The organism is Planosporangium mesophilum (assembly GCF_016863255.1).
GTDB lineage: Bacteria > Actinomycetota > Actinomycetes > Mycobacteriales > Micromonosporaceae > Planosporangium > Planosporangium mesophilum.
Genome location: NZ_BOON01000043.1, coordinates 78,084 through 89,744 on the forward strand (window position 1 = coordinate 78,084; position 11,661 = coordinate 89,744).

At 71.9% G+C, this 11,661-nt stretch carries 12 protein-coding genes; 5 read left to right on the top strand and 7 right to left on the bottom strand.

What is annotated here, in order from left to right:
• Positions 1–109 precede the first annotated feature (109 nt).
• On the top strand, positions 110–667 hold the full coding sequence (locus Pme01_RS22475; RefSeq protein ID WP_168113755.1) for a Uma2 family endonuclease: 558 nt from the start codon (positions 110–112) through the stop codon (positions 665–667).
• Positions 668–752: 85 nt separating this feature from the next.
• On the top strand, positions 753–2,282 hold the full coding sequence (locus Pme01_RS22480; protein WP_168113754.1) for a COG1361 family protein: 1,530 nt from the start codon (positions 753–755) through the stop codon (positions 2,280–2,282).
• A 75-nt stretch (positions 2,283–2,357) separates the two neighbouring features.
• Here Pme01_RS22480 and Pme01_RS22485 read toward each other — a convergent pair whose 3' ends face one another.
• From Pme01_RS22485 to Pme01_RS22510, 6 genes are all read right to left on the bottom strand, one after another.
• Positions 2,358–3,056, bottom strand: a complete 699-nt coding sequence (locus Pme01_RS22485) for a class I SAM-dependent methyltransferase (RefSeq protein WP_168113753.1) — start codon at positions 3,054–3,056, stop codon at positions 2,358–2,360.
• Between the two features lie 260 nt (positions 3,057–3,316).
• On the bottom strand, positions 3,317–5,017 hold the full coding sequence (locus tag Pme01_RS22490) for a sodium/solute symporter (protein WP_168113752.1): 1,701 nt from the start codon (positions 5,015–5,017) through the stop codon (positions 3,317–3,319).
• Complete coding sequence (locus Pme01_RS22495; RefSeq protein ID WP_168113751.1) at positions 5,014–5,415, bottom strand: DUF485 domain-containing protein; 402 nt, start codon at positions 5,413–5,415, stop codon at positions 5,014–5,016. Before Pme01_RS22495 ends, Pme01_RS22490 begins: the two co-directional genes overlap by 4 nt.
• A gap of 53 nt (positions 5,416–5,468) precedes the next feature.
• Complete coding sequence (locus Pme01_RS22500) at positions 5,469–6,854, bottom strand: DUF4153 domain-containing protein (RefSeq protein ID WP_168113750.1); 1,386 nt, start codon at positions 6,852–6,854, stop codon at positions 5,469–5,471.
• A gap of 356 nt (positions 6,855–7,210) precedes the next feature.
• Complete coding sequence (locus Pme01_RS22505) at positions 7,211–8,230, bottom strand: HAMP domain-containing sensor histidine kinase (protein ID WP_168113749.1); 1,020 nt, start codon at positions 8,228–8,230, stop codon at positions 7,211–7,213.
• Positions 8,227–8,919, bottom strand: a complete 693-nt coding sequence (locus tag Pme01_RS22510) for a response regulator transcription factor (protein ID WP_168113748.1) — start codon at positions 8,917–8,919, stop codon at positions 8,227–8,229. The genes Pme01_RS22505 and Pme01_RS22510 overlap by 4 nt, the downstream gene beginning before the upstream one ends.
• Positions 8,920–9,041: 122 nt before the next feature.
• Between Pme01_RS22510 and Pme01_RS22515 the strand changes: the two genes are divergently transcribed.
• From Pme01_RS22515 to Pme01_RS22525, 3 genes are all read left to right on the top strand, one after another.
• Complete coding sequence (locus Pme01_RS22515; protein ID WP_168113747.1) at positions 9,042–9,668, top strand: dTMP kinase; 627 nt, start codon at positions 9,042–9,044, stop codon at positions 9,666–9,668.
• A gap of 54 nt (positions 9,669–9,722) precedes the next feature.
• Positions 9,723–10,553, top strand: coding sequence for a DUF4097 family beta strand repeat-containing protein (locus Pme01_RS22520; RefSeq protein WP_168113746.1), 831 nt, complete (start codon positions 9,723–9,725; stop codon positions 10,551–10,553).
• 86 nt (positions 10,554–10,639) lie between these two features.
• On the top strand, positions 10,640–11,215 hold the full coding sequence (locus Pme01_RS22525) for a Uma2 family endonuclease (RefSeq protein WP_168113745.1): 576 nt from the start codon (positions 10,640–10,642) through the stop codon (positions 11,213–11,215).
• On the opposite strand, the gene Pme01_RS22530 is transcribed toward Pme01_RS22525, so the two are convergent.
• Positions 11,212–11,661: LytR/AlgR family response regulator transcription factor (locus Pme01_RS22530; protein ID WP_203935805.1), on the bottom strand; the 450-nt coding region annotated here is incomplete at its 5' end. The genes Pme01_RS22525 and Pme01_RS22530 overlap by 4 nt on opposite strands.

An 11,661-nucleotide genomic window follows, 5' to 3' on the forward strand; every position in this document is an offset into this window, starting at 1 on the left:
CTCGACGGTATCCCGCCGTGTTGTCAAGTGCGCATCCGCCGCCTGTGGACACGTAAAGTGGCATGTGGACAACCACCGAACGCGTCGGCCGCTCCACCAGGATGGGGGCATGACCATGACCGAGTCCCTCGTGCCACCGAGCGCCGGCTGGACCGTCGACGACCTGTACCAGCTTCCGGACATCGGCGTGCGCTACGAGCTGTTCGACGGGAGTCTCCTGGTGAGTCCAGCACCTGCGCTACGCCACGTCCGCGCCACGACACTGCTGCGTAACCTGCTCCTGACCCAGGCTCCCCGTGACTTGATGATCGTCGAGGGTGCCGGGGTGACGATCCACAGCCGCCGGACGTACTTCATCCCGGACCTCTGCGTGATCCGCGCCGTCTCCCTCGACAAGGACACCGATCAGCTCGACCAGGACGACATGCTGCTCGCCGTCGAGGTGCTGTCACCGTCCAACCCCGGCAACGACCTGGTGCTCAAGCGGCACTACTACGCCAGTGGCGGCATCCCGCAGTACTGGATCGTGGACCCGAAGGCCCGCAGGCTGACGGTGCTCACCCTCGACGGCGACAGCTACGCCGACCGCGCCGTCGTCGAGCCGGGCCAGGTGTGGCAGTCCGAGGAGCCGTTCCCGCTCGCGATCGACCCGGCCGACTTTCTCTGAGCCGCTTTCAGCCTTCCGGCCAGTCGTGGCCAGCGGTGATCTTCAATATGATCGTCGCATCATCCGGATCACGGAAGGAACACACGTGACACCATCACGTGGTCGGCGCGCGCTGACCTGGCTGGGGGCGTGCGCCGGTGCCGCTCTCGTCATCGCGGGCGCGTCTCCGACCGCTGCCCAGGCTGCCGCCGCGCCGGCACCTCGGCTCTACTTCCCCAACCTCATCCTGCCCGGCGACTCGACGGGCAAGGCCCAGAGCGTCCAGCTCGCCAACCACGGTGACGCCGACCTGGTGCTGCAGGACACCGTCGTGTCGATCGACACGAGCGGGCTGGCCGGGGTCGCGTCGGTGGCCCCGAACCCGTACCCGTATGACGCCGGGACGACCTGCACCACCGCGGCCACCTCGATCACGTGCTCGATGGGCGATTTGATCTTCAAAGCCGGCAACGGCGGCATGGGCCTGTTCGACCTGACCTTCACCCCCGTCCGCAGCGCGCAGCCCGACCAGAAGGGCGACGTGACGATCACGCTCACCGCGCGCGACCAGGCCCCGCTGGTCAAGACCTCGGCGGTCACCATCGCGGAGAGCGTGAACCTCAGCTCCGGCCCCGGCGCCACCGTGCAGACCACACCGGGCGGGCGGTTGACCCTTCCCGCGACCGTGCGTAACTCGGGCACGGCCACGGTGCACCGGGCCGTCTTCGACGTCTCCCTGCCGTGGGACGCCTTCACGTACACGAAGCGGTACAGCAACTGCGGGTACGCCGACCAACGGGCGGTCTGCCACTTCACCGACGACCTGCTGCCCGGCGGGGAGTACACCTTGTCGGAGCCGATGGGGCTCGCGACGCGGTCCAACACCCCGGCTCCGCGAAGCTTCGGCGCGTATCTGCACTGGGAGACCGAAACGGACGCCCAGGACTGGCTGAACGAGCAGTTCCCGCCCGGCACGCTGACCCCGGGTACCGAGGGCGAGCTTCACCTCGTCGCGAAGCCGACCGCGACGGGCACGCCGGGGACCGGGGCCCAGGCGCAGGCGTCGACGCAGACCCAGACCGACACCGACAGCAGCGACAACCTGTCGTTCGCCACGATCGACGTCACCGGCACCAACCGCCCCGACGTGGCCGCGACCGGCACGAGCGTCACGGGCGCCGTCGGTACGACGGTGAACGTGACGGTCGGCATCACGAACCTGGGACCGGCCCGGCTGGGCCTCACGGAGGGCGCCGCCGCGGAGGTACGGGTGACCGTGCCGAAGGGCACCACAGTCGTCTCGGTACCCGCCCATTGCTGGCCGAGCAACGGTCAGGACAACCCGCTCGGCGCCGCCGAGTACCTCTGCTACACCCCCCTCCCGGTGATCGACGTCAGCGGCACCTACACCTGGACCCTGGGGCTGCGCATCGACTCCCCCGGCGAGACGTCCGCGACGTTCACCGTCGAGACCGGGGTGGACGAGGCCAACAAGAGCAACAACACCGCGAAGATCATCATCAACCCGGCCGCTCAGGCGCGCGCCGGGGACGCCAGCAACGCGCGGCCGACCGGATCGGTGCCCGGCCCGACGGCGCCGCCGCTGCGGGCGACGATCCCCTCGCGGCTCCGTTAGGCAACCTTCGAAACGACTGAAGGAGGGCGCCCCACGTGGGGCGCCCTCCTTCACGTTCAAGCAAGAAAGATCGGGCTAGTCGGGCCGGTGCGCCCGGAGCATGAGCGAGACCCCCGGCAGCGACTTGACCGGCAGGTACCGCTCGGCGGCGATGATCGCCGTCAGCCCCCCGTTGACCAGACCGTTGAGGTCGTCGAGGTCGCTTCCGGTCGACTTCTTCCGCCGCCACGCGGCGACCGGCCGCAGCAGTACGTTCCAGCTCCACAGTTCGTCGATGACGAGGCCGGCCTTCGTGATCGTCTCGGTCAGCGTCTCCCGGGAGTACCTGCGCACGTGGCTGACGGCCACGTCGTGCGCCGACCAGAGGCGCATGTCGCAGGGGACGGCGATGAGGGCCTGACCGCCGGGCCGCAGTACCCGCCGGAACTCGGCCGCGGCGCGTACGTCGTCCTCGATGTGTTCGATGATGTCGAAGGCGACGACCAGGTCCATCGAGCTGCTGGCCAGCGGCAGGAACCGGGCGTCGGCCCGCATGACGTCGAGGCCCCGCTCGTGCGCGACCTCGGCCCCGGACTCGCTGTACTCGAGCGCGAGCGGCTGCCAGCCGTGCTTTCTCAGTACCCGGGTGTTGCCGCCGCCGGCCGCACCGACGTCGAGCGCCCGGCCGGGCGGGCCGACCTTGCGCAGGGCGCGAGCCAGGAGGGCGCGACGCTCCCGGTACCACCAATGTTTGTCCTCGAGCGCCGCCAGCTTCCGGATCTCGGTTGCTTCCACAGTTCGCCATTTTCCCGCATCAAACGGACATTTACCAACAACCGCGCCGTCCTGCGATCGCGTGATTCCCCAGCTAGGGAAAAAAGAACCGGCGCGACCCATCTGGGTCGCACGCCGACGTCGCCTTACGCGTCCAGGGAGCGGATCGCTCCCTCTGATCGCCACAACCTCCGATGCGGGAGGCGTGGTCTCGGGACCCTCGTGAGGTAACGACTTCCGGGAAGTTGTGCGATCACGGCGATCACGGCCGTCAAGGCGATCTAGAGACCCAGCGCGTCCGGGGCGTGCAGGCGCAGCATCGTCGTGCCGACGCTCGCCGGTACCCGTCTCCGGGTCGCCAGCGAGACCACCACCATCACGGCGAACGCCAGCGGCACGGTCCACGCCGCCGGCTGGGCGAGCAGCGCTCCGGCCCAGCCCCGATCGCCCGGGCCGAGGATCACCGTGAACAGCACCGCGCCGACCGAGGCGCCACCGCCGACCACGATGCCCGCCGCCGCGCCGGCCGCGGTGAGCCCGCGCCACCAGATACCGAGGATCAGCAGGGGGCAGAAGCTCGACGCGGCCACGGCGAACGCCAACCCCACCACCTGCGACACGTCGAGCCCGGACACCCGCAGCGCCAGACCCAGCGGTACCAGTCCGGCCACGATCGCCGCCCAACGGAAGTCCCGTACCGAGCCGCGGCCGAGCACGTCGGTCGACAGCACCCCGGCGACCGACGTGAGCAGCCCCGACGACGTGGAGAGGAAGGCCGCGAACGCCCCCGCCGCGACCAGCGCGCCGAGCAGTTGCCCGACGAGCCCCGACCCGAGCGCCGCGCCCGGCAGCAGCAGCACCACCGCGTCGGTCTGCCCCGTCATCAGCAGTTGCGGCACGTACACCCGGCCGAGCACCCCGTACAGGGTCGGCAGCAGGTAGAACGCCCCCACCAGGGCGACCACCACCAGCGTCGTGCGGCGCGCGGCGGCACCGTCGCGGTTCGTGTAGAACCGCACGAGTACGTGGGGCAGGCCCATCGTCCCCAGGAACGTCGCCAGGATCAGCGAGTAGGTCGCGAAGAGCCCGTGACCGTTCGCGCCGGCGGGCAGCAGCCAGGCCAGGCCGGACTCGCTGGCGACGCCGCTGACCTCCGGCACCGGCGCGCCCGCCGGGAAGCGCAGGGTGCCGCCGGCGGCGACGGTGTGCCGGCCCGGGCCGAGGTCGACCGCTGCGGTGGTCGGCTCCCCGTCGAGTTCGCCGCGCACGTCCACGGTCGTCCCGGTGGTGAAGGTGAGCACCGCGTCGTTCCTGAGCTCGACGGTGGTCGGTTGGCTGAACGCGGTCGTGCCGGGCGCGAGCGCCGGGCGACCGTCGTGCTGCCACGCCACGACCAGGAAGAACACGGGTACGGCCAGGGCGGTCAGCTTCAGCCAGTACTGGAATGCCTGCACGAACGTGATCGCGCGCATCCCGCCGAGCGCCACGTTGGCGGTCACCACCACGCCGACCAGGACGGCGCCGAGCGCGTACGGGCCGCCGGTGACCGTCTGCAGCGTCAGGCCCGCACCCTGCAACTGCGGTACCAGGTAGAACCAGCCGATGAACAGGACGAACACGGTCGCCAGCTTGCGCAGCGGCCGGGAACCGAGCCGCACCTCGCAGAAGTCGGGCAGGGTGAACGCGCCCGACCGGCGCAGCGGCGCCGCCACGAACAGCAGGAGCGCGAGGTACCCGGCGGCGAAGCCGACCGGGTACCACAGCATGTCGACGCCTTCCTTGAGTACCAGCCCGGCAACGCCGAGGAAGCTCGCCGCCGACAGGTACTCCCCGCCGATCGCCGCCGCGTTCCAATGGGGACTGACCATTCTGGAGGCGACCAGGAAGTCCGACGTGGTACGCGCCAGCCGCAGCCCGTACGCGCCGATGCCGACCGTCACCAGGGTGACGGCGACGATGGCGGGCAGGGCGTACGGGTTCACTTCTCGGGCCGTTCGACCAGCGCGGTGAAGTCCCGCTCGGTGCGCTCGGCGAGGTAGGCGTACGCCCAGCCGACGGCGCACAGGAACGGGTACGCGACGACCCCGAGCAGCAGCCACGGCAGGGCGATCCCGAACGGGCGGGTCCGTGCCACCGCCGGCGCGACGGCGAACAGCAGCGGCAGCCCGCCGAGTCCGACCGCCACCACGGCCGCGAGCCGCAGCGAGAGCGCGAGCTGGGTACGGACCAGACCGCGTACCAGCGCCTCCCCGATCTGGCTCTGCTCCTCCAACTCCGTCCGCGTGTGCCCGGCCGTCTTGGAGCGGGCCACCTCGGCCAGCACGACGCGTACCCGCTCGGGGGCGTCGGCCGGGGTCCGGGGCGGCGGTGCGGTGACCATGCCGGGAGTCTGCTAGCCGGTGGCCTCGCAGGCAATCCCGCGACCTCCCGTGATCACGGGAGGGTGCACGGCCCGGGTGCGGGGATCGCGCGGGCGGCGGCCCGCCCGGCGTTGTAGCTGTACCAGGCGTCCCGCTGCTCGCGTACCTGTGCGCTGATCGGTTGAAGCGCGCAGCCCCGCTTGCCCTCCGGCAGCCGGGCCAGCTCGGGCGCGGCGTCCGGGGACAGCGTCGACAGGTAGTACAGGTCCACCTGTCCGATGTGCTCGTACCGGTCGACGTTGCGGCCGGCGATGAACCGGTCGGGGTCGGCTGCCGCGAAGGCGAGCAGCCCGACCACCGCGCTCGCGAGGACCGCCCGCGGCAGCCAGCGGGTCCGCAGCCGCACGCCGGCGACCAGGACCAGCACGAACAGCAGGCCGAGCCACAGCTCGACCGCGCTGACCAGCAGGCGCAGCCGGGTGTAGCCGTACACCTGCTCGTACAGGGCCATCCGGGTGATCGCCGAGGCGACGATGACCAGGGTGAGGGCCGCGAGCGTACCGACCAGCACCCGGATGGCGGTCCGGTCGCGCCGCCGGGAGCGGGGCGCCGCCCACGCCACCACGCCGATCACCGCGAGGGTCAGCATCGTGACCAGGAGCAGTTGCCAGAACCCGCCGCGGGCGTACTGTGCGAAGTTCGGGCCGCCGGGGCGGAGTACGTGGTCCCGCCCGCCGAACAGCACCGTGACCTGTACCAGCACGAACAGCGCGAACAGCGCGTCGAGCAGGGTGAGCGGCAGCGCCCACTCGACCAGCCGGAGCGGCCTGCTCGGCTCGGCCGGCTCGGCCAGGCGCGGTGGCGCCGCGACGAGGTAGGCGATCCCGGTCCCGGCCAGCCCGACGACGACGAACAGGAACAGCCCCCGCGGAGCGCCGCCGAGGTCGAAGTCGGGAACGATCCGGGCGAGCACCCGGGCGAACGCGTCGTCGGCACTGGCGAACAGGGCGCCGAAGACGACCAGCAGCACCGCGCTCACCGCGACCGAGGCGAGCACCCGGCCGACCGAGTCCGGTCGGCCCCGCGGCGACAGCTCGCGAGCGCCCCGGCCCGCCCACGGCAGGGCGCGGATCACCGCGACCGGAGCCGCCACCACTCCCGCGACCATCGCCCGTACCGATGCCGCGCCGGCGAGCGCCTGGACCGCGCACAGGGCCGCCACCGGTAGGCAGAGCAGGAACAGCCAGCCGGCCGCGCGGACCGTACCGGCGGCGAGCAGCGCGATCCCGGCCGCCGCCCACAGACACCGGCCGACGTCGGGCCGCACCTGGAACTCGACGCTCGCGGCGGCCACGATCGCGATCACGGCGGTACCGGTCAGCAGCCAGCCCAGCCCGGGCCGGTCGAGCGTGATCGTTCCGGCCGCGACCAGCGCGGCCACGAGCACCGCGCCGAGCACCCGACCCCCGGGTGGCCGCTGCGCCGGTTCCCAGAGTCGGGCCGGAAACGACGACGGACGCCTCGGCGGCGGGGGCACGGGCAGGGCAGGCAGGGCCGGCGCTGCCGGGTGCGGCGGCGCCGGCGCAAGCGGCGGGGCTACCGCCGCGGGCGCAGGCGTCGGCGGGGCACCGGGGTCCTGGTCAGGGGCTACCCCCGTCGGTTCCTCCGCACCGTGCTCAACCTGGTTCGGCCTGTCTTCCATCGGGGCGTCACTCCTGTTCCGGGGCAGCGTTCAGCGCCAGCGATCGCCCACGGCGGACCGCTCGTACTGGATATGGGGGTGGGCCGGCCCGGTGACCGGGCCGGTGGTGAACCTCAGGTCGAGTCGGGACCGGGCAGGGTGACCCTGATGCGGCAGCCTGGCGGGTCCTCCGCGTCGGCGACCGAGATGCCGCCGTGGTGCAGCTCCACCATCCAGCGGGCGATCGCGAGGCCCAGGCCGGTACCGCCGCCGGTGGACCTGCCCCCGCGGGTGAACCGCTCGAAGACCCGCTCCCGCTCCTCGGCAGGGATCCCGGGCCCCTCGTCGGCGACCTCGATCACCACGCCGGCGGGCTCGGCGAAGCCGCGGACCGTGACCGTACCGTCCGCCGGGCCGTGCCGGACGGCGTTGTCCAGCAGGTTCACCACGACCTGGTGCAGCCGCTCGCGGTCGGCGTGGACGGTGAGGTCGGCCGGTACGACCTCGATCCGGAAGCCGATCTTGCGGTCTCGCGCTCCCGCCGCGACCTCGGCCTCGGCCACGACGTCGGCGAACAGGTCGGCTACGGCGAACTCCTCGAGGTCGAGGGCGAGGACACCGGCGTCGATGCGGGACAGGTCGAGCAGTTCGGTGATCAGGCGACCCAGTCGCTCGGTCTGGGCCAGCGCCGTCCGCAGCGTCGCCGGGTCGGGCGCGGCGACGCCGTCCACGATGTTCTCCAGCACGGCCCGCAGCGCCGAGATGGGGGTACGCAGTTCGTGAGACACGTTCGCGATCAGCTCCCGCCGCTGCTGGTCGGCGGAGGCGAGGTCGGCGGCCATCTGGTTGAAGGCGGCCGCGAGCTGTCCGACCTCGTCGCGCGAGGTGGCGCGGACCCGGCGGCTGTAGTCCCCGCGCGCCATGGCGCGCGCTGCCGCGGTCATCTCCCGCAGCGGCGCGGTCATGCCGTTGGCCAGCGCCTGGGACGTGACGAGGGCGACGACGATCGCGGTCAACGCCGTTTTCGGCGGGAAGAACCCCATGCCGTACGAGAAGACGGCGATACCGGCGGCGCCCGCGCCGACCAGCGTGACGCCGAGCTTGACCTTGATCGAGCGCAGCGGGTCGAGCGGGCGGGGGAGGAACTCCATCATCGGGGCACCTCCAGCGCGTACCCCACGCCGTGCACCGTCCGGATCAGGTCCGCGCCGAGCTTGCGGCGCAGCGCCTTGACGTGGCTGTCGACGGTACGGGTACCCATCCCGTCGGCCCAGCCCCACACCTCGGCGAGCAGGCGGTCGCGCGGCAGGACGGCCCGGGGCCGGCTCGCCAGGTGTACCAGCAGGTCGAACTCGGTCGGCGTGAGATGCGCCTCGACGCCGGCCCGGCGTACCCGGCGCTCGGCGCGGTTGATCTCCAGGTCGCCGATGGTGATCGGCGGGCCGGCCTCGGGGTCACCGCTCGTGCGCGTCACCTTCTCCATCCGGCGCAGCAGCGCGTGTACCCGCGCCGCCAGTTCCCGCATCGAGAACGGCTTGGTCAGGTAGTCGTCGGCCCCGACGGCCAGCCCGACCAGCAGGTCGGTCTCGTCGTCGCGGGCGGTCAGCATCAGTACCGGTACCGGCCGCTCGGACTGGATGCGCCGGCACACCTCGAGCCCGTCGAAGCCGGGCAGCATGACGTCGAGTACCACCAGATCCGGCGGCGTCGCCTGCGCCTTCGCGACCGCGGTCGGGCCGTCGTGCGCGACCTCGACGGAGAACCCCTCGGCTCTCAGGCGGGCGGCGACCGACTCGGCGATCGTCCGCTCGTCATCCACGACCAGTACCCGACGTCGGCTCATACCGGCGAACTCTATTGACTCGGCGTGGAGAGGATCGGCGGTCGGTGTGAACATTCGGTGGAGGCGCGGCCCCGAGCCGACTCCCGTAACCCACGTGCGCGGCGGCGTTACCGTCGTAGGGCATGGCCCACCCCGTGATTGTCGCGCTCGTCGGGATCGACGGATCCGGCAAGACCACGCAAGCCAAGATGCTGGCCGAGTGGCTGACCACCTGCGGCGTCGCCGCCAGTCACTTCGCGAACCCGGGTGGCCGGATGTTTTTCGGCCGGCTGGCGCAGCGGCTCGGCCGCGCCGACGCCGTCGACCTGCTCGGGCGTCGGGGTTTCCTCGCCGTCGAGGCGCTGCTGCGCTGGCTGAACATCTTCCGGGCGGTCGTGTCGTCGCGGTTGTCGCGGCGGGTCGCGGTGATGGACCGGTACTCGTTCTGCCAGTACGCGATGATCCGGGTCCGCGCCCACCGGGGCGAGCGGTTCGCCCGCGCCCTGTACTCGGTGTTTCCCCGACCGGACCTGGTCTGCTTCCTCGCCGTCACGCCGGCCGAGGCACAACGGCGCATCGAGCGGCGCGGCACCGACTGGGAGTCGCTGTCGTACCTGTCCGCCTCGGACGCGGCGCTCCGGTCGCTGCCGGAGTTCGCCTCGTTCACCGTCGTCGACGCCGACGAACCATCGCACCGGGTACAGGCGGCGCTACGGAAGGCGGTCGGTGCCCGGCTGGCGCTCACGCCAGCGGGAGGCAATCAGGGCTGACTGGGGGAGTGTCCCCGATGCCCGTCAGGTCCTCCCGCCCCTAGCTTGTCGAGAATGAAGAGGATGGTTGCGGGTGGGGCCGGGGTACTGATCGTCACATCGCTGAGTGGCTGCAACGTGGTGCCCGGCAAGCAGTTCACCGACGAGCGGACGATGGCGGGCAGCATCGCCGCGGTCACCATCACCGGCGGGTCGGGGTCGGTGACGATCTCCGGGGCGTCGTCCGACGGTTCGATTCACGTGAAACGACGCGTTTGGTATCGCGACGGCAAGCCGGGGGCGGCCGACTCGGTGCAGGGCGACACGTTGACGCTGAACACGTCGTGCGGGCCGAACTGCTCGGTCGACTACGAGGTGACCGCGCCGCGGGCGCTGCGGGTCTCCGGGCACAACGGCTCCGGCGACCTCAGTCTGACCGACGTCGCGACGGCATCGGTCGAGGCCGGCTCCGGGACGATCACGATCCGCCGGGCGTCCGGCGACGTGACGGTCGGCGCCGGGTCCGGCGACATCGACGTGGCCGACGTGGCCGGCAGCGTCACCGGCCGGACCGGCTCCGGGAACGTACGGCTGGCCGGGGTGGCGGGGGCGGCCACCGTCGAGACCGCATCCGGGGACATGGCCGCCAGCGACCTGCGGGGCTCGCGTACCAAGGCGCACACCGGGTCGGGCAACGCCGTGCTCGCGCTGGCCACCGCGCAGGACGTGGACGCCGACACGGACAGCGGCGACGTCCACCTGACCGTGCCGAGCGGGCAGAGCTACCGGGTCACGGCGACCACGACCTCGGGCGACTCCGACGTACGGGTACCGAACGACCCGTCGGCCGCCCACCTGATCAAGCTGCACACCGGCAGCGGGAACGTCACGGTGACGCCCCGCTGACGGCGGTTGTCAAGGCCGGAACTTGGCATGTGGAAAGCTACTGTGGAGGTGGCGCCACGCCGGCCGCGCCCGCGAGGATCGGAGGCATGACGGTGGACATCAGCCCGCTGGCCCTGCCTCGCTACGGCGAGCCCTGGACCGTGGACGACCTGAAGCGGCTCCCACCGGACCACACGATGAAGTACGAGATCATCGACGGGAGTCTGGTGGTGAGCCCACGCGCCGGTGTGTACCACAACGGAATCGCGGCCAAGCTCTGCAGGCTACTCACCCGGCAGGCGCCGGAGCACCTGCTGACGTCGATGGAGAGCGGCGTCAAGGTGCGCGGCGGCGCCACCTACTTCGAGCCGGACGCGCTGCTCGTGGTCGAGGCCGCGTTCAACCAGCGCGAGGCCGACCACCTGCACCCATCCGACGTGCCGATCGTGATCGAGGTGCTCTCGAGCTCCAACCGGGGCCACGACCTGGTCACCAAGCGGCACTACTACGCGGTCGCCGGCATCCCGCAGTACTGGATCGCCGACCCGGACGAGCAGACGCTCACCGTGCTGGTCCTCGGCGACGACGGCGCGTACGCCGAGCGGGCGGTCGTACGCCCCGGCGAGCAGTGGAAGTCCGACGAGCCGTTCCCGCTGGTCATAGACCCGGCCGAGATCTTCTAGCCGCCCCAGTTCTGTTTGGCCGCGCGGACCAGCCGGTCCTTGAGCTCGCGGGTGTGCCGGCGGGACACCGGCAGCTCGCGGCCGTCGACGACCACGACGTAGCCGCCGTTGGCGAGCCGCAGCTCGGTGATCAGCTTGAGCTGTACCAGGTAGGACCGGTGCACCCGGACGAACCCGGCGTCCGCCCAGCGCTCCGCGAGGGTCGCCAGCGGTACCCGTACCAGGTGTGAGCCGTCGGCCGTGTGCAGCCGGGCGTAGTCGCCCTGCGCCTCGACCCACCGCACGGCGGAGCGCGGCAGCATCCTGGTCGTACCGGCCAGCTCGACCGGGATCGTCGGGTCGTCGGCCCGGTCCCGCGCGCCGGCGACCGCCGGGTGCACCCCGACGAGGCGCCCGGCGAGCACCCGCCGCAGCGACTCGGCGACGCGGTCGGCCTGTACCGGCTT

Coding starts and splice junctions, on each gene's coding strand:
- Pme01_RS22515 (WP_168113747.1), top strand. CDS start 9,042: ATGGCCCACCCCGTGATTGTCGCGCTCGTCGGGATCGACGGATCCGGC.
- Pme01_RS22495 (WP_168113751.1), bottom strand. CDS start 5,415: ATGGTCACCGCACCGCCGCCCCGGACCCCGGCCGACGCCCCCGAGCGG.
- Pme01_RS22505 (WP_168113749.1), bottom strand. CDS start 8,230: ATGATGGAGTTCCTCCCCCGCCCGCTCGACCCGCTGCGCTCGATCAAG.
- Pme01_RS22525 (WP_168113745.1), top strand. CDS start 10,640: ATGACGGTGGACATCAGCCCGCTGGCCCTGCCTCGCTACGGCGAGCCC.
- Pme01_RS22475 (WP_168113755.1), top strand. CDS start 110: ATGACCATGACCGAGTCCCTCGTGCCACCGAGCGCCGGCTGGACCGTC.
- Pme01_RS22510 (WP_168113748.1), bottom strand. CDS start 8,919: ATGAGCCGACGTCGGGTACTGGTCGTGGATGACGAGCGGACGATCGCC.
- Pme01_RS22520 (WP_168113746.1), top strand. CDS start 9,723: ATGAAGAGGATGGTTGCGGGTGGGGCCGGGGTACTGATCGTCACATCG.